The 18660-nt window shown below is 54.1% G+C and carries 14 protein-coding genes; 1 reads left to right on the forward strand and 13 read right to left on the reverse strand.

Annotated elements, in window-relative coordinates:
• Positions 1–57: 57 nt before the first annotated feature.
• The 6 genes from K1V27_RS01700 to mfd all read right to left on the reverse strand — a co-directional run bounded on the left by K1V27_RS01700 (position 58) and on the right by mfd (position 7859).
• Positions 58–591: a peroxiredoxin family protein gene (locus tag K1V27_RS01700; RefSeq protein ID WP_258927790.1), complete on the reverse strand. Its 534-nt coding sequence runs from the start codon at positions 589–591 to the stop codon at positions 58–60.
• Entirely contained in the window at positions 588–1286 is a 699-nt protein-coding gene (locus K1V27_RS01705) for a cytochrome c biogenesis protein CcdA (RefSeq protein WP_258927791.1), read from the reverse strand. The genes K1V27_RS01700 and K1V27_RS01705 overlap by 4 nt, the downstream gene beginning before the upstream one ends.
• A gap of 21 nt (positions 1287–1307) precedes the next feature.
• On the reverse strand, positions 1308–2069 hold the full coding sequence (gene recO, locus K1V27_RS01710) for a DNA repair protein RecO (protein WP_258927792.1): 762 nt from the start codon (positions 2067–2069) through the stop codon (positions 1308–1310).
• Between the two features lie 74 nt (positions 2070–2143).
• Positions 2144–3193 (reverse strand): helix-turn-helix domain-containing protein, encoded by a 1050-nt coding sequence (locus K1V27_RS01715; protein WP_258927793.1) that lies wholly within the window; start codon positions 3191–3193, stop codon positions 2144–2146.
• A gap of 18 nt (positions 3194–3211) precedes the next feature.
• The gene (locus tag K1V27_RS01720; RefSeq protein ID WP_258927794.1) at positions 3212–4192 is read right to left on the reverse strand and encodes a peptidylprolyl isomerase; all 981 of its coding nucleotides are present in this window, start codon (positions 4190–4192) and stop codon (positions 3212–3214) included.
• A gap of 85 nt (positions 4193–4277) precedes the next feature.
• Positions 4278–7859: a transcription-repair coupling factor gene (gene mfd, locus K1V27_RS01725; RefSeq protein WP_258927795.1), complete on the reverse strand. Its 3582-nt coding sequence runs from the start codon at positions 7857–7859 to the stop codon at positions 4278–4280.
• Between the two features lie 158 nt (positions 7860–8017).
• Between mfd and selA the strand changes: the two genes are divergently transcribed.
• Complete coding sequence (selA, locus tag K1V27_RS01730) at positions 8018–9439, forward strand: L-seryl-tRNA(Sec) selenium transferase (RefSeq protein WP_258927796.1); 1422 nt, start codon at positions 8018–8020, stop codon at positions 9437–9439.
• 127 nt (positions 9440–9566) lie between these two features.
• On the opposite strand, the gene K1V27_RS01735 is transcribed toward selA, so the two are convergent.
• The 7 genes from K1V27_RS01735 to ftsW all read right to left on the reverse strand — a co-directional run bounded on the left by K1V27_RS01735 (position 9567) and on the right by ftsW (position 18633).
• Positions 9567–10469, reverse strand: a complete 903-nt coding sequence (locus K1V27_RS01735; RefSeq protein WP_258927797.1) for a DnaJ domain-containing protein — start codon at positions 10467–10469, stop codon at positions 9567–9569.
• A gap of 159 nt (positions 10470–10628) precedes the next feature.
• Complete coding sequence (locus tag K1V27_RS01740; protein ID WP_258927798.1) at positions 10629–12383, reverse strand: radical SAM protein; 1755 nt, start codon at positions 12381–12383, stop codon at positions 10629–10631.
• 144 nt (positions 12384–12527) lie between these two features.
• Positions 12528–13736: a cell division protein FtsZ gene (gene ftsZ, locus K1V27_RS01745; RefSeq protein ID WP_258927799.1), complete on the reverse strand. Its 1209-nt coding sequence runs from the start codon at positions 13734–13736 to the stop codon at positions 12528–12530.
• Between the two features lie 62 nt (positions 13737–13798).
• Positions 13799–15019, reverse strand: coding sequence for a cell division protein FtsA (gene ftsA, locus K1V27_RS01750; protein WP_258927800.1), 1221 nt, complete (start codon positions 15017–15019; stop codon positions 13799–13801).
• A gap of 48 nt (positions 15020–15067) precedes the next feature.
• Entirely contained in the window at positions 15068–15895 is an 828-nt protein-coding gene (locus K1V27_RS01755) for a cell division protein FtsQ/DivIB (protein WP_258927801.1), read from the reverse strand.
• 175 nt (positions 15896–16070) lie between these two features.
• Positions 16071–17456, reverse strand: a complete 1386-nt coding sequence (gene murC, locus K1V27_RS01760; RefSeq protein WP_258927802.1) for a UDP-N-acetylmuramate--L-alanine ligase — start codon at positions 17454–17456, stop codon at positions 16071–16073.
• 7 nt (positions 17457–17463) lie between these two features.
• A complete protein-coding gene (gene ftsW / locus K1V27_RS01765) occupies positions 17464–18633 on the reverse strand; it encodes a putative lipid II flippase FtsW (RefSeq protein WP_258927803.1) in 1170 nt (389 codons plus the stop codon).
• Between the last annotated feature and the right edge of the window lie 27 nt (positions 18634–18660).

Genomic DNA, 18660 nt, shown 5'->3' on the forward strand with positions numbered 1-18660 from the left:
GATCATTCCTGATCAGTGGATAGGTTCGGCAAGCTCTTCAACGGGACTCCACCACAACTACTCGACATGTTCTTTCAGATTCGGCAGTTCATGGCTCCGGTAGACAATCTCACCCTTCTTATTGACCAGAATGTATAAAGGTATTCCCTGCACCCGGTACAATTCAGTTACTCTTTCATCCTCATCATACAATATCGGCCAAGATACGGGATGTCCCTTGTGAAATCGTTTCAACCTCGCCAGAGAATCCCCTGCTCCCACGTTGATCCCGAGAATCTCCAAGTCCTCCGGAGATGTCTGTTCACGAATCTTGGCAATTTGAGGTCGAGCTGAAACGCATTGAGGACACCAGGTAGCCCAGAAATACAGAAGAACCGCCCGCTGATCCCTGAAGCCGCCTAAACGAAATGATTTTCCGTCCAGATCTTTGAGCTCGAAGTCGGGAGCTGGATATCCGGGCTCCGGTCTGTCCGACGACGCCAGGACCAGATTGCCGCCTGCAGTTGAAGCCAGGCTCAAGAAACCGCAGAATAGGAGTGTCAGGGAAACAGTTGCAAGGCACTTGATGATTTTTCCGGCACTTAAGCTCATAGCCAAAATTCTCCAGTCTTTATGAAAAAATATTCCGCCACCAGGATCATGACAAATCCAAAAAACCTCTGCACACGGCGCATCCATATGCCCGAACGGGGCAGCGAGGTGAGCAATCCGGTGAAGGTTCCGACAATGATGACCATGATCCCCATGCCATAGGCAAACACGAAGAGCATGGCGATCCCCCAGAGAACCTCCTGCCTGGTGGCGACCAGCGTCAGCAGCACTCCCAGTATGGGCGTGGTGCAGGCGGTGACAACCAATGCGGACGCCCCCCCGAGCATCAGACAGTTGATGACGTCATGGCCGGGGAGGTCCCCAACGCGAAGCCGGCTCAAAAAAGTGGGGTGCGGCAGTTTGATCACGTCCAGCATGACCAGCCCAAAGAGGAGACAGACATTACCCACGAACAGATTGATGTAAGGGCTGCTGGTCATGGCTCCGAACATTTTCCCGGTTAGAGCGGCAAAGGCACCAAGCACCGCGTAGACAGTCGCCAGTCCCAGTACATACAAGGATGAAAGGAAAAACCCCCGCCACTTGCTGCCCTGGGCTCTTGCCCCCACAAAAGCAACTGTTATGGGCAACATCGGGTACATACACGGGGTAAAACTAGCCAGGATTCCGCCGACAAATGACAAGAGAACGGCGACAAGAGGCTGTTGAGTCGCGATAGTCTCAAATTGCTGCATCCAGCCCAAGGCTTTTTCCCTCTAGACTCCGTTCTGTATCGGACGAATCTGCTCCAACAGCTTCAAACTGTTCAGATCTCTTCCTATCTGTCCCCGCATCCATTCCACCAATGCGTTGAAAACCCTAGACTTATTGTCCTGTAACAGGTGCAGACGCCAGATTTTTTCGAGCGGCAATTGCCTCAACTGGCGAATCAACATTAAAGTTCCCAAGTCCAATGAAACTCCCCCACCTTGCGCGTGGTGCTCGGGGCAGAACAGCGTGCCGCGGCCCATATTCCAATTCCAGCGGGTAGCCGATCGCACCCTTTTCTTGCAGACACTGCACTCGCCCAGTTCCGGCAGGTATCCAGTAATACTCAGAAATCGCAGCAGAAAAAGAAGTACCAGGTTTTCCGGGTCCTTGCCCGCCGCAAAACGGGGAAGAGCGCTCTTTAAAAGGAGAAACAACTCCTCTTCCGTGTCCCCTTCCGGCGTCATTTCAAGTACAACCTCACAGGCCAGAGCGGCATGGGCCCAGCGCTGCAAATCGGAGCGTAATGCCAGATGCGGCTCCAGCAACTTGCACGCTTCGATCCACACCAGCGATTTGGGGGCCCTGTAAGTCAAATTAACCAGGCTGAAGAGCTCAAATGTATTTGCGAAACGTTTCCGGCTTCTTCTGGCCCCCTTCGCAAGCCCTTTCAGCTTACCCGCTCCTCTCGTATAGAAGGTAATTAACCGGTCGGACTCCTTGTAATCTTGAGTCTGCAGTACTATGGCTTCGGTCGTCTGGACGATCATGCAGGGAACGAAGAACAAAGATGAGCATTGTGGATGGTGTTTGTCAACGGTTACACCTCTGCGGCCGGCAACCCTCAAGATTCTTCCATAAACTTGGGATCGGGCAGTTTGAAGCGTACCACTTCACCGGATTTACCGAGCTTCCTCAGTGCCTTGCCATCCCATTTGAGATCAAGGCCGCCGGCATTTCCGATGGTGATCTGCATGCTTTCCTGCGCTTTCCATTCACGCCTTTCACCCGGTTTCATCAGAGCATTGTAAGTACTTTTGTTGTCGGTTCGAACCTGTATCCAGACTTCCTGTGAGGCATCAGCTGACAATGTGTGTTCGTTGGATTGGGCAACGGGTTGCTCCCCTTCCCGCATTTCATTGCCGGGCTCTCGATTCACCTGAAGAAAAATTTCCTCCGGGGAATTCTCATCGACCCTCTGATCGGCAGCAGGTACCACCTCCTCCATCTGCTTGCGCACCACTTCCTGTGAAGGAGCAGACGAAGCAGTCTCGGTCGGTTTGCTGTCGAGGGCAGCGATGGACGGTTCCTTTATCGGGGCGGCGGGCAGCGCTCCCACCACCCTGTTGGAGGACGTGGCCGCCGTCTGCTCCGAGCTCTTCGTCTCGCCAGGCGATGTCGCTACGGGCCCAGTCGTCGCTTTCTCCGCCGCTGTTCTTGGGAGATCCGGTGGCAGCTCTTCCCGGGGTATGACCTCATTGGTGAGGGATTGAGACACGGATAATTTGGCTTTGCGGTTGGCGATCCAGGCTCCGGTGACAATGCTTGCCAATATCAGAACCACTAAGGCCATTGCCAGGACTGACCAGCGTCGCTTCTTGTTGGCAAACGCCAGAGAAAACTTGCGGTAATCCCTGATTCCGTCCGGCTGTCGATCGCATGAAACGATGACGGCAGCATGATCTTCCAAGATGGGTTCGGCATCAATTCCCAATGCCGAACAGTAAGTCCGAATGAAATTACGCACCAGCAGAGGCGTGCCGATCTGATCATAGTTGCCCTCCTCCAGATGGTGAAGCACACTCTCGCTGATACGAGTCCGCTCGAAAACATCCTGCAGGGAAAGGCCCTGTCTGATTCGTTCCTGTTTGAGGCTCTGTTGCGGCTCGGTCATAGTGTCTCTGATTGACGGTTAAAGATTGATCTGGATGAATGACTTATCCATAAGTTCCTTAATCCACTGCTCATATCTCCTGTCGATTTCCTTCTGGAAAAGCATATTCCGAGCTTTTTCGCGGGAGGCGGCACTGACGCTTGAGACCTCTTGCTGTTCGCGCTGCACTGCGATCACTTTAATGAGGTAGTACCCCTGGGGTGTTTTCAGCACTTCGCTGACCTGGTTGGCGCTGAGGCCGCGAGTCGCTGCTTCGATAGCAGGCGCCAAGTCCGTTGCAGCAATAAAACCTATGTCACCGCCTTCCTCGGCAGCGGGCCCCTGGGAATACTCCCTGGCGAGCCTGGCAAAATCCGCTCCGCCTTTCAACTGGCTGTGGATGCTTTTCGCCAGTTGTTCGACTTCGGCCGCCTGGCCGGCATTTTGGACGGGTAGAAAGATAACCGCGAGATGACGCCGCTCGCTTGTGGAAACCGCCGGCGCTCCAGCGTCCTGCAGATAGGTGTCAATTTGTTGGTCGGTGATCACCGTTTTTGACTTGAGCACGCGCTCGATCAAGCGGGAACGTTCCAACTGTCTCTTTATGCCCGCTCGGAATTGATCCACCGTCTGGCCCTGCTGTTGCAAGACGTACTGCAACTGGTCCTCGGTAAACCCGTTTTCTTGCTTGAAATTCTCTACTGCATTGTCCACATCGCGATCGGAAACATTAATGTTCATTCGCTTGATTTCCTGCTCCGTCAATCGATCCTGAATCATCCGCTGCAGGACCTCGCGCTCGAACTGCTCCCGCTCGGCCTCCGTAGTCAGTCGCAAATCGGGAGAAATCTCCTGTAATAACTTAACCTGCTCCTCGAGCTCGCTGTACAGGATGATATCATCGTTGACTACAGCCACAATGCGATCGATGGTCTCGGCCTGGAGCACTCCGCCCCCCAAAGCCAGGCAGAGCGAGCATAAAACAACTGTCAGGCCCCATGCCGATGGGTAGCGTTTCATTGGGCAGTTACCTGTCGTGGGAACAGCAAGATGTGTTTTCATAAAAATTCCATATTTTGAGACAAATTCAAACTTTTACAATAACTTACTGAACCAGGCCGTTATCACTAGCATGTTCGGCCATCTCTTGCAAGATTCTTTTGAGGCGCAGCAGTCGCTGAGGCAAACTTCGGGCCCAAATTTCCATCGTCAGCTTGCACTCCGATTCAGGACGAAATTCGCACTTCTTCCTGGCCAGATGAGAAGAGATCAAAATCATCTGTTCCGGCCTTTGGAAGTGCAACACGACGGCTTCGCCGGCACTGTCCATTCTCACGACACCATGGCGCTTGAAAAGCAACCGCAACCTGGCCAGCAAGATCAGGTTCTTGGCGCTTTCCGGCAACGGACCGTAGCGGTCCCGCCATTCCGAAGCCAGCTCGTCGATATCGGCATCTTCAGAAATAGTCGCCAAACGTTTGTATGCCAGGAGCCTCTGATCATTGTCTGCAATGTAGGTCTCCGGCAGAAACACAGGCAGCGACACATTGATTTCCGGATCGATCGCATCGGATTCTCTTTGTTCGCCTTTGAACTCCCGTATCGTTCTTTCCAGCAACTCCAAATAGAGTTCATAGCCGACCGCAGCGATGTGCCCGGATTGGGAAGCTCCAAGGATGGCGCCCCCCCCTCTGATTTGAAGATCGTTCAGAGCGATTTTAAAACCCGCTCCCAGTTCACTGAAGTCCATCAGTGCACGCAGCCGCTTTTGTGCATCGCGACTGATCAGATGCTCGCCTGGAATGATCAGGTAGGCAAAGGCCTGTTCGCGTGAACGTCCCACCCGCCCGCGCAGCTGGTAAATTTGAGCCAGCCCGAATTTATCCGCACGGTTGATGATGATGGTGTTGGCGGCCGGGATGTCCAAGCCCGATTCGATGATGGTGGTACAAACCAGGACATCAATCTGTTTGTGCACAAAATCGAGCATCATCCGTTCCAGATCGCGTTCTTTCATTTGTCCATGAGCAACACCGACCCGCGCTTGCGGCACCAGTTTCTTCAAAGTGGCGGCCATCGGGTGAATACTTTGCACATGGTTGTGCACAAAAAACACCTGCCCGCCACGTTCCAGTTCTCGATAAATGGCTTCCCTGATGGTGAATTCATCGTAGCTGCAGACGTATGTTTCAATCGCCCTGCGATCCTGCGGAGCGGTTTCTATGGTGCTCAGATCGCGAATGCCGGCAAGCGACATGTGCAGGGTGCGCGGAATGGGAGTGGCGGTTAAGGTCAGCACATCGACCGACACCCGCAACTGTTTGAGCTTTTCCTTGTGCTTGACCCCGAATCGATGCTCTTCATCGATGATAAGCAGACCCAGATCGCGGAACGCGACGTCACTTTGCAGCAGACGGTGCGTGCCCACCACCAGGTCTACAGTGCCCTTCTTGAGCGCTTCGAGCACCTCTTTCTGTTGAGCTCGACTCTTGAATCGGCTCAGTGAAGCAACCCGCAACGGAAAACCAGTGAATCGCTCGGCAAAGGTCTGGAAATGCTGCTCCGCCAGAACCGTCGTGGGCACCAGCATGGCTACCTGCTTGCCGTCCATGATCGCCTTGAAAGCCGCCCGCACGGCGACTTCGGTCTTGCCGAAACCCACGTCACCGCAGATCAGCCGATCCATTGGCCGCGGCGACGTCATGTCGGCAATAACATCCTCGATGGCCTCGAGCTGATCGGGAGTCTCCTCGTAGGAAAAGGTCGCTTCGAATTCTCGATAGAACTGATCCGGGGAGGAGTAGCGAAAACCCTCATTGACCTGTCGCAGAGCATACAGATTGAGCAGCTCTTCAGCCACCCTTTCGGCAGATTCCCTGGCCTTTTTCTTGGCGTTTTCCCAAGACTTTCCCCCCAACTTGTCGACACGCGGTTCCTCACCCTCGATCCCCAAATATTTCTGAACTTTCTGCAGCTTGTCCACGGGAACGTAAAGCCGGTCGCCACCCTGGTACTCGAGCAGCAAAAAATCGCTTTCGGCACTCCCCACCATCAAGTGAGCCAGTTCCTTATAGACGCCGATGCCATGATCCACATGGACAACGTAATCGCCCACATGCAGGTCCCTGAAGGAATTGAGGAAAATTCCAGCCACAGCACTCTGTGAACGGCGCCGGGATCGCTTGCCGAAAATCTCCTCTTCACACACAACGGCAAGCCCTTCTTCACGCCAAATGAATCCCTTTTCCAGGGGGCCGGTGATCACTTTGACCACCACCGCAGAGTAAGACTCTTCACCAAAGGCCAGCGCACTGAACATGGCATCCACGTCGTAGCCTTTCAAAAGCTCAGCCAATCTCCTGGCCTGTTCCTTGTGTCCGCAGACGAGGTAAGAACTGATGCCCTCCTTCTGCCATTCCAGGAACTGTCTGGCGAGAGGCTCCAGCAATCGTTCCCTGCCGGGATGAGAAGAAACCATGAGAGCCAGATCCTCATGCGTTCTGGCCTTGACTTCAAAAATCCTGGTGGATGACAGTTGCCGGGCAAGGGAATTGGCCCATATTTGCTGAAAGTCCCCGCTCGCCAGCTCAAAGCGATCTCGCGGCTGCAACAGATCCGCAGCGGGCCGTCTCCATTCGTGTACCGATCGGCTATCAATGGCATCCTGGCGAAGCCGCCCATAAATGTCGTCTGCTTGTTTGCGAATTTGGTTGCTGTCGGACCAAACCACGACCATGGATGGATGGAGATAATCGAAAAGGGTTGCGGTGCGTTCATAAAATACCGGCAAAACCTCTTCAAAATAATCCATCTGATACCCTTCCTGGATTCTTTCAAGCCACACATTGCCGGCTGCCGGCGATAATTTCTCACTCTTTACATCTTCGTATATGGCCTTTTTGGCCCGCTCCTTCGCCTCTGCATCGAGAATGATTTCACTGCCGGGGAGCAGCACGGCATCCTCCAAAACCCCCATGGACCTTTGGGTACCGGGATGGAACAGCCTGATGGACTCAAGCTCGTCGCCAAACAGCTCCATGCGCAGCGGCCACCTGTGGAGCGGTGAATAGACATCCAAAATTCCGCCCCGCTGACTGAAGTCGCCATATTCTTCCACCAGAGAAACGCGGGAATATCCTCGTTCCACAAGTCGGCGGCAGAGGTCCTGCAAATTGATTTGTTCACCGGGAATCAGGTATTCATACTGTTCGAGGAGCACCTCAGCGGGAGGCAGAAGTTCCAGCAGGGCGAGGGTCGAGGTCACCACAACCACAGGCGACGCGGCGGTCCGAAGCATATGAAGAGTTTCCAGCCGGCGGGCTGTGGCCTCCATCTTTCCCAGCCACTGGGCCTTATGGCCGCTGCGTGAAGGAAAGTGCCAGATCCTGTTGGCTGCAAAGGATTTGGCGTGAGGATCATCCTTTCCCCAAAAAAAGGAAAGGTTTTCCAGGTATTTTTCAGCCTCTCGATCGGTAGGCGCAACCAGCAGGAAGGACTTTCCAATGGAATCGAGCCCACGGGCAATGAGATAGGCCAAAACGGATGGATGGGCTCCCTGCAGGCATGCTGAATCGCGTGAACTCTTGAGGAAGGACAAAATGTCCTTTGCATCGCTCTTCCATTGGGCGGGACTGGTCAGTGAATCATAGTCAGGCAGTTGTTGCTGGTAATCGACAGAATATTTCATTAAATTACTCATCCCTCGGTATTTAACATTATTCGGCGGATGTACTATAACCGGGATGGTTGCCGAAAAAAAGTTTTCCTGGAACCCCATGCCCAGGGTTGGCGGGTGTGTAGGTCTGTGCTAGAACATTCCATCATCATAAACAAGGTGCCACGAATATGATCCCAGCGACTGCCCGGAAAATACTTCGAAAACTGCCCGCGGTGGATTCCCTGCTGCAACACGACGCTCTGCAGAAGGCTCTGGCCAATCAGCCGCGCAAACTGGTTGTAGAAAGCATTCGCCAGATTTTAGCCGAGAAGCGGCATTTTGTCCTGACAAATCCCGAAAGCATCGAAGGTCTCAGCATTCCCACAGAAGACTTGATCGTGGAAATCCTCGCACGACTCGAGGCCATCAGCGACTATACCCTGCGTCAAGTGGTCAATGCGACCGGCATTGTCATCCACACCAACCTGGGAAGGTCCCTGCTGCCCCGGCAGGCCGTCGACCGGTTACAGACCATATGCCGCACCTATAACAACCTGGAATATGATCTTGCGGAAGGCCGCCGCGGCTCCCGCTACGTCCATGCCGAAGCCATACTGTGCGAAATCACCGGAGCGGAGGCGGCGCTGGTGGTGAACAACAATGCAGGAGCGGTCCTGCTGACCTTGAATACGCTCGCCAGGGAGCGGGAAGTGATCGTTTCCCGCGGTCAACTGGTGGAAATCGGCGGATCTTTCCGCATTCCCGATGTCATGCGCAGTAGCGGCGCCATTTTGCGCGAAGTCGGATGCACCAACCGGACTCACCGCCGGGATTATGAGTCCGCTATTAACGATCACACCGCTCTTCTGCTCAAAGTGCACTGCAGCAATTACCGCATCATTGGGTTCACTTCTGAAGTCTCCTTGCCCGACCTGGTTCTCCTCGGCAGGAAGTACAATCTACCGGTCATGGAGGATCTTGGCAGCGGATGTTTTGTGAACCTGGCACAATTTGGACTGGTGGGGGAGCCCACTGTGCAGGAAGTGGTCGAGGCGGGTGCTGATGTCGTGACCTTCAGCGGAGACAAATTATTGGGCGGTCCACAGGCCGGAGTCATTTTAGGCCGCAAGGACTTCATCGCCCGATGCAGAAAGAATCCCTTGACGCGCGCTCTGCGAGTCGACAAGATGGTAATATCAGCCCTCGAGGCGACCTTGCGCCTTTATCGGGATGAAGTTCAAGTGCTGCAGGACGTCCCCACACTGCGCATGATTTCCCTCCCCCCGGCGTCTTTGGAAGAACGCGCACACCATCTGGCAGCTGGTCTAACACGGTCGGCCGACTCGGACGCCGTGCAGATCGAGGTGCGACAAAGTCATTCCCAGGTGGGCGGCGGTTCGCTGCCGGGTCAGTATCTGCCCACCTTTGTGGTGGCCCTCCGATCCTCTCAAATGAGCACGCAAAAACTCGAGACCAGCTTCAGGAGGCACAGCCCCCCGATCATTGGTCGCATCGAGTCGGATCAGTATCTCCTCGATGTGCGCACCATCCAACCCGAAGAATATTCCATCATCGAGGAAGCTTTCGCAGCCCTGCATAGCAACGCATAGCGTCGCAGAGGGAAGATTTTGCCGGGTCGGGGAGTGCCGCCCTCTCCCTGACCTGCGATTATGGTGATCATTCACCGTGAAGATCGCAGAATCCCCGTTGCCTCAAGCCTCCGACCGCCGTTTAGCTTCAGCTTACTTGCAGCTGTATGTAGAGATCGCCACGCCCCTGGGAACGACTCGGGGAAACGCGCCCCATTTCTTTGAGACGCAGTCTGGTGCCGGTTTGCACACCGGGGGGAATACGAACGGACACGCGCTTGCCGCCATCCACATGGGGCAATTCCACTTCGACGGTAGCGCCGGTGACCGCTTCACCACGGGAAATCACGAGATTGTAGGTAATGTCAGGCCCCTGCGAGACGCGTTGTGTTTGCCGACCATCGGACAAACCGGCTTTGTCGAGGCCAAGGGCTTTGGTCAGGAGGTACTTGCCGACTTTCTTGCCGGCTTTGGCCAGTTGCGCCAACCCTTCCTGTATAATTCCCCTGGGCTCTGCCTTGGCCTGGGCTGTATCTCTCTTCACATGGGGGCTTTGCGGCCTCTGACCCGGCTGTGGTCTCCCACCGCCGTAGCGGAAAACCCGAACACCCCCCGGCCCACCGAAAAAGACCCCCTGGAAAAAGATCGAGCGGTTGCCAAAAAACATTCGATTGATGAAGTCTTCATCAAACCGAAAACCCATCCGTTGAAATTCCCGCTGCATTTCCGAGAAGATGTCCTGGGTTTGCTGATTGCGAAACAGATCTCGCAAAATTTCTTCCTGGGAATATCCAAATCCTCTCTGTGAGTAACCTCCCGGTCGCTGATGGAGCCCGAGCCGCCGGTATTGGTCGTACTGTGCCCGTTTTTGACTGTCGGCCAGAACCCCATAGGCCTCACTGATTTTCTTGAAGCGCTCTTCCGCCGATGGATCATTGGGGTTTCTGTCAGGGTGCGTTTCCAAAGCCAGCTTACGGTAGACCTTCTTGATTTCTTCACCGGTCGCGTCCGGGGAAACTCCAAGAGTTTGATAGTAATCCTGTTGCTGCATTGCCTGCTGTTCTCCTCACAAATAGCCAAATATTCGTTGACCGGCAAAAACCATTATATCTTATCGAGTCAACAGATTTTTGTAGTCTAAGTATATAAGTGAAGGTTGGCAAGTTCAATAATGGGTGAATGAAGTTACGATGCTGGGTGGAGGTGAGGATCAAGGCTCGCAGACACCGCAGCGTCGGCATTTGCCGTCTGCCGGGCAGGGTCGGGTGGACTTTTCCTGCAACGCCCGTTGGTACTCTTCCCACAAGAAATCCCGCCTGATGCCGTGGTCAATGATTTCCCACGGAAAAACTTCGTCGTGTTCCCGCTCCCGCATGACCCAAAAATCAGGGTTGAAAGGTACCGCTTTCATGGCCTGCGACCATGAAAGCCCGCCGACGGCTGTTTTTTCCAGGAATGCCCCGGCTCTTCTGTCGCCCCGCGCGAGCAAAGCCTGCACATAAGCCCATTTGGGCAAATCAAAGTGGACGCGCACGTTGGGCAGCTTCTGCAGTTCCCTCTGAATCCATTTGCCTCGCTTTTTCAACTCCTGCACTCCACAAAACGGGACCCACTGAAACGGGGTGAAGGCCTTTGGTACAAAACTGTGAATACTCAAAGTGATGCTCCCGATACGCTGTTTCCCGCGGCTGATCTTCAACACATGATGTTTGATGCCCTTGGCAAGGTCCACAATGGCTTGAAGATCATCAAGATTCTCGGTGGGCAAACCGATCATGAAGTAGAGTTTGAGATGCAGGATGCCGATTCCCGTCAGTGTTTCAACAGCCGCGTAGATCTCTTCGAGGGATAGATTCTTGTTGATGACGCGGCGCAATCGCTCAGAACCGGCCTCGGGAGCAATGGCCACTGCTTGACGCCCGCCGGACTCCAGCGCAGCCCTAACTCGAGGATCAATGGCGTCGGCCCGAAGCGATGAAAAGGAGAGGGTCGCGCCCCGATCCATAAGGTCTTGACACAAGAGTGAAATCTCGGGATGGTCTGAGACGGCGGCGCTCACCAGTCCGACCCGCGGTGTATCGACAATTTTGCCGTTAAGAGCCGCCACCAGCTTCTCTGCTGAATGATAACGCACGGGCCGATACACAAAGCCTGCCGCACAGAACCTGCAACCCCTGCCGCACCCGCGACCTATTTCTATCAAATGGACACTGCTGAACTCGGTGTTTGGTGTGAGGATGACAGAACGGCAGGGGGAACTTCTTGTGAGATCACCTCTTCGATAAACGATTCTTTCCGGCAGGTCGTTATCTGAAGAGGGTTCTACCCTGTTTATGGTGCCGTCGGCTCGATATGAAACCTGGTAGAGCGACGGCGCATAGAACCCTTTAACCTCTCTGGCAAGGACCGCGAGAAGGTCCTGGCGCGCGCGCCTTTCACCTGTGTGAGTGTGTAAACATTGCAGCAAATCCGGGACAATAGCTTCGGCTTCACCGATCAGCATACCATCAAGGAAATCCGCCAGCGGCTCCGGGTTCAGAAATACCGCAACTCCTCCGGCAACCACCAGAGGATGGCTCACGCCGCGTTTTCTACCTTGTGGCGGGATGCCTGCCAGGCACAGCATCTCCACCACATGGGCGTAGTCATTTTCAAAGGGAATGGAAAAGGCGAGTAGATGAAAATCCTGGATCGGCCGCTGCGATTCCACTGAAAGCAAGTGGCCGGGGTTCAGCTGCAATTCTTTGAGATCTTCCGTCTCCGGGTAGAAGACCCGTTCGCAGACGATATTGGCGTGTTCATTGAGCAAACCATAAACCGACTGAAAACCGAGATTTGACATGCCAACCACGTAGCGGTTGGGAAACGCGAGGGCAACGCATAACTTGCCCCCCCAATCCTTGACAATGGTTCCCTTTTCCTGAGCCAGCCAGTTTTTCTGGCGCTGCTTCAATCTCCACGACATGACCTGATTCAGACGCTCGGCGCACCACTTGTATAGGGGTGAGAGAAACCCCACAATCTGCACACCCTGTCAATACCGTCCCGCTGCAACACCGCTGCAGATTGTGATCCTCTAACCCCTCCGGGTGGAAAAGTAAAGGCCGGATCAATCTGCCTGACGTCTTATGAATGTCGGGATGCTCAGGTCCTCTTCATCGGAACCGCCGGCGCCGGTCAGCCTGCGCAGAAACGTGCGTTTTTTGGTCGGCTGCTCCTCCGTCCGCTCTTCCCTGAAGGTCCGGTGACGGACCACGGTGGGGATCTGTAAATAATCGTAGTTGATTTCGGGCACAACACCATCGGCGTGAATGCGTCGTTGAGCCTGCCGAGACAACGACTCGACCTTGTGCTGCTGCTCAATGCACCCTATGCCGGTTGCAATCACCGTTACCCGCAATTCGTCTTCCATGTTGGGGTCGATGGCCATACCGAGGATGATGTGCGCATCTTCGTCCACCTCTTTGTGAATGATTGAGGAGGCTTCTTCAAACTCGTGCATGCCAAGGTCCGGCCCGGCACAAATATTGATGAGGGCGGCCTTGGCACCATGGATGGAAATGTCTTCCAACAGCGGGCTCGAAATGGCCTGCTGAGCAGCGTGCACCGCACGGTTTTCTCCTCTTCCGGCGCCGGTTCCCATCAGCGCAAGCCCCATCTCCGCCATGACCGTTTTCACATCAGCAAAATCGACGTTGATATAGCCCGGGTTGATGATAAGATCTGAAATGCCCTTCACCGCGTATAGCAAAACGTCATCTGCTCGCTTAAACATTTCCAGGAAGGTCGCCCGCTTGTCGGCCAGGCACAGGAGACGATTATTGGGGATGGTGATGAGAGTATCGACCACCTGCTGCAGCGAATTGAGACCCTGATCCGCATTGCGCAGCCTCACCTTGCCTTCAAAGGCGAACGGTTTGGTCACCACGGCTACCGTGAGGGCCCCCATTTCTTTGCAGACCTGCGCCACCACAGGCGCCCCTCCGGTTCCCGTACCACCACCCAAACCGGCCGTGATGAAAACCATATCACTGTCGTCAATGGCCTCCTTGATCTTATCAATGTCCTCCTGGGTTGCCTTGCTCCCAACTTCCGGGTTGCCGCCTGCCCCCAGTCCTTTGGTGGAGTTCACTCCCAGATGAATTTTAGTCGGAGCCAGATTGCGCTCAAGCACTTGAAAATCCGTGTTGGCGGCAATAAATTCGACACCGTCGAGTCCGACATTGATCATGTTGTTGATGGCATTTCCGCCACCGCCACCGATCCCAAAAACTTTAATTTTGGCTCTGTTGATTATGGCATCATCCATGCTTTTCATCTTCCCCCCTTCAAGTATCCCAGAGATTAACACCTGTTACAAAGCTCCATTGACACCCGCCCTTACCAAAACTCTCTAAACCAACCCTTCATGGTCTCAATCACTCTGTTGAGCAATTTGGGCTTTTCCCTAACGACCGGGCTGCCATGTTTCCATCCGTACAGGATCAACCCGGTGGCAGTCGCGTAAATCGGGTTCTTCACCACATCACCGAGCCCGTGAAAGCTGTACGGCACACCGATTCTAACGGGCATATCAAAAGCTTTTTCGGCCAGTTCCTTTATGCCCGGGAGCAACGCCACACCCCCTGTCAAAACCAGACCGGCGTGAAGCGATTCAATGTAACCCGAGCGGACCAACTCCCATTCGACGATTTTCAGAATCTCTTCCACCCTGGCCGCAATGATCTCCGTCAGGATGGACTGAGCCAATTGCCTTGGCTTCTGTCCCCCTACGGATCCCACCTCGATGACATCCTGCGGATTGACCCAATCCAGCATGGCACAACCATATTTCCTCTTGATCTTTTCCGCTTCATCGATTGACGTGCGCAGACCTACCGAAATGTCCGAAGTAATGTGGTTGCCGCCCAAACCCACCACGCAGCTGTAACGAATGGCGTGATCCTGAAAGATTGCCACATCGGTAGTTCCACCTCCCATGTCGACCAAACCGACTCCCAAATGCTTTTCATCCACATCGAGTACGGACTCACTTGAAGCGAGCGATTCAAGGACCGCATCCTGCACCATGAGGTCGGCCTTTTCGCAGCATTTGATGATGTTCTGGACGGCGCTGATGGCTCCTGTAATGATATGGACCTTGGCTTCCAAGCGGACACCGGACATTCCCAAGGGATCTTGGATGCCCTCCTGATCATCAACAATGTACTGCTGTGGAAGCACATGCAGGATTTGACGATCGTAAGGCATGGCAATCGTCTTGCCTGCATCCAGAACACGCTCGATGTCGGCTTGCGTGACCTCACGGCTCTTAATTGCAATGACGCCGTGACTGTTGAGACTCTGCACGTGTGTTCCGGCAACTCCGGCATAGACTGACGAAATCTCACAGCCGGCCATCAACTCGGCCTCTTCCACCGCCTTCCTGATGGAATTCACCGTCTGTTCAATATTCACCACCACTCCACCCCGCATGCCGACCGAGGGGTAGGTTCCCACCCCCACTATATCGATTCCCTCCGGGGTGACTTCACCGACAACGGCGCAGATCTTTGTAGTACCAAGATCCAGACCAACGATGAGCTCCTCTTTTCTTCCCATGGGCTTCGTCCTTCCCCTAACCTGTGACGGCAGAGCCTAGCAGAATTGTCATATCCCTTTTGCCGAGGCAAAATTCCCCTCAATGTAAGCCCGGTTGGGATAGTCAAGATCGATACGCTTCACCGCGTCCAAACATGCGCGATCCATCAAGACGGCGAATACTCGATTGAGGCGAGCCAACTTGCCATCAAAGTCCCGCAATCCCAGTCGGATGGGTATGCCTCCCCGGGTGGTGTAAAGAATAATTCCTGCGCCTTCCTGCCAATGGCACTGCGAAATCTGCCGTGGAGGAAACCAATTCCTCACCTTCTCAAGCGCCTGAAGCAAATCTCTAAGTATCTGCAATTTTATTTCTTTCAACTGCTTCCCCGAGTCGATATCATTGGCGGTCATACCGGTCACCAGCAAAAGGTCGGGGTATTCCAACGGCTGTGTCTGCAAGAAAAGCTTGCCCTCCCTGTCGAGCAGAAAAAAATCCGTGATATGCACAATGGCCAGCGGCTCCCTTTCGGAGATGTCCACCACCATCTTTCCGGAGAGGTCAATGCGAACCACCGCGGAACGAACCCACGGCAGGGACTCCAACCGGCTTGACAAGTGGGTTGCACGCACACTGAAAAGGTTCGCCCCTTTGGGAACTCCCATCGTATTGAGGACTTCACCGCGCTCCATGCGCCTGGTGTTTATGATTTCTATTTCCTGTACTTGCGGCCAGGCCGCATCAAGCAGGGCATAATAAGCATGAGCAAGAGCCGCACTCAACAAAGGCAGGCCAAAGATGACCAGCGACAGACCCAAGAGCCGCCCGCATAGATTGCGCAAAAACTTTTTTTGTCCGGTACGTCCAGTCTTATAGCGGTTGATCTTTTTTCCCATGTCGGGTCAGCCACCTGGAAATTGGTTAAGATATTGTTGTGTGACATGCGATGACGATCGCTGAGTGCTGAGTCCTGCTCTTACCATCTCAATTGAGCATTCCCGGCTAAGAGTTGCTGCAAATTGCATATGATGAACTTTCCCCTCGTTGATTCTTGACACCTCGACTCAGCACTCAGCGATCGCCACCCTGCAGCTGTTCCAGCAGCCATTCACCCACCTGCCAGATGTTTCCAGCGCCCAGGGTAATGACCACATCCCCGGGCGCCACTATATCCATTAGTCTCGTCAGAACCTCCTCAAGGGTCGGAGAAAAATGTAGATCATGATGACCGTGTACTGCTATTTGATCCGCCAGCACTCGACCGCTTGTCCCGGCGATGGGCCTCTCGCTGGCCGCATAAATTTCTGACACCAGCAGCACATCCGACTGATAAAAGCAGCGCGCGAACTGGTCCAGCAGGGCCTTGGTCCTCGAGTAGCGATGCGGTTGAAAAACGACAATCTTGCGACGGTCCGGGTAGCACGCCGCAAGTGTCTCGAGCACGTTCCTGATCTCTGTGGGATGATGACCATAATCATCCAAAACCAAGACGCCGCGCCGTTCGCCTTTGATCTGAAAGCGCCGCTGCACCCCCGTCATGTCGGCCAATCCCGCCTGGATGCTGGCCCAATCCACCTCAAGTTCATGCGCCACTGCGATGGCGGCAAGAGAATTCAAAACATTGTGACGACCCGGTATGGGGATCTCCACCACTCCCAGTTCCCGACCCTGAAAGAACGCCCTGTAGGAAGTCATGAGGCCATGCATGAGCACATTTCGCGCCTGGAAATCGGCCTGCGGAGAAAACCCATAGGTGGCAAAACGCTTGCGCACCTGCGGCAGCATGGCCTGCACATTCTCATCTTCCAAACAAAGCACGGCCTGCCCGTAAAATGGGACTCTACTGATGAATTCCTGGAAAGACTGCTGAATGTGATCGAGGTCGCGGTAGAAATCCAAGTGTTCGAGATCAATATTAGTCACCACCGCAATGGTTGGCGGCAGTAACAGAAAGGTACCGTCGCTTTCATCCGCTTCGGCCACAATAAAATCACCCCGTCCGAGCTTGGCATTGGTTCCCCAGGCGTTTAATTTGCCGCCGATCACGACTGTGGGGTCCAGCCCACCGCGCGCGAGGACTGTGGCAACCATCGAAGTGGTGGTCGTCTTTCCATGCGCACCCGCCACCAGGATTGAATACTTCAGGCGGATCAGCTCCGCCAGCATCTCTGCACGGCGTATCACTGGAACATTCCCCAACGTTCTAGCCGCACGCGCCTCCGGGTTATCCTCCGGGATGGCGGAGGATAGGACCACCACGTCGGCACCGACGATGTGATCGGCATGATGGCCGATTTTTATCTCCGCGCCCAACTGAGACAGTCTGCGCGTTATATCCGCATCTCTAACATCCGATCCACTCACTTGATAGCCAAGATTGAGCAGCAATTCTGCAATGCCGCTCATTCCAATGCCGCCTATCCCGACGAAATGAATGTGTTTGTAGCGCTTATACATGGGCCGCCTAATGTCTTTCCGTAGTGCGAGCAATGCTCATGAGAATGCCGATTGCCAGGCAATTGGCGGTAAATGCGCTGCCGCCGTAGGATATGAAAGGCAACGGCAATCCTTTGGTCGGTGCCAGCCCCAGTACAACCCCCATGTTGAGAAGCGCCTGCAGGCAGAGCAGCATGGTTATGCCAAGTGCCAAGAACGCCCCCAGGGTATCAGGTGCTTCCTGGGAGATTTTCAGGCCTGTCCAGAATAGAAAGAAGAACAGCAGGCAGATGGCCAGGATTCCCACAAATCCCATTTCTTCACCAATGACCGCCATGATGAAATCGGTAAACGACTCGGGAAGATAGAACAGCTTTTGATGCCCTGCGCCGAGCCCCTTGCCCCATATGCCACCGGATCCCACGGCGATCCATGCCTGGATGAGCTGGTATCCGGAATCAAGAGGATCGGTCCAGGGGTTCATAAAAGCCGTGATTCGTTCCCAGCGATAGGGGACCAAATAGACAAAATGATACAGACCGGCAACCCCTATTGGTGCGAGAATCAGCAGATGGCGAATGGGCACGCCGGCCACGGTCAGCATTAATGCGGTCAGCAACGATATGATAAAAGCTGTACCGAAATCAGGCTCTAGAAGCAGCGCAACCGCCAATATTCCACACCAAATCATGGGCGGTAGAAAACCGACCGTTATTTTCTTGATCCGTTCCTGTTTCGCGGCAAGTGAACTACTGAGAAAAATGATCCAGGCCACTTTTGCAAATTCGGCCGGTTGCAGGTTGAAATATCCCAAACTGACCCAACGTCGCGCATTGTTGAGTTTCACACCGATGCCGGGAATTAGAACCAGCAGCAGCGCCGCAACAGCAGCAAGCAGGATCCATCGCGCATGGCTCTCATAGATGCGGTAATCAATCCTGCTGATCACGATCATTCCGCTCAATCCCAATATAATCCAAACCAGCTGTCGCTTTACGTAGTGAGCCGTATCGCCGGTTTTTTGAAACGACATGACGAAACTGGCACTGTAGATCATGACCACACCCAGGATAATGAGCAGCAAGACCTCAATCCAAAGCTGCAAGTCCAATGACAGCAGGTTCCGCCCCCCGTCGTTGCAGCTCTCCTCGCGGAAATCGCCCAATTGTTGTGGTAATCTGCTGACGGGATTCGTCATCGTCGCTCTCTATCGCCGCTGTTCAAA

Origin of the sequence: Desulfoferrobacter suflitae (assembly GCF_022603395.1) — a bacterium.
GTDB classification, from domain to species: Bacteria; Desulfobacterota; Syntrophobacteria; order Syntrophobacterales; family Syntrophobacteraceae; genus Desulfoferrobacter; species Desulfoferrobacter suflitae.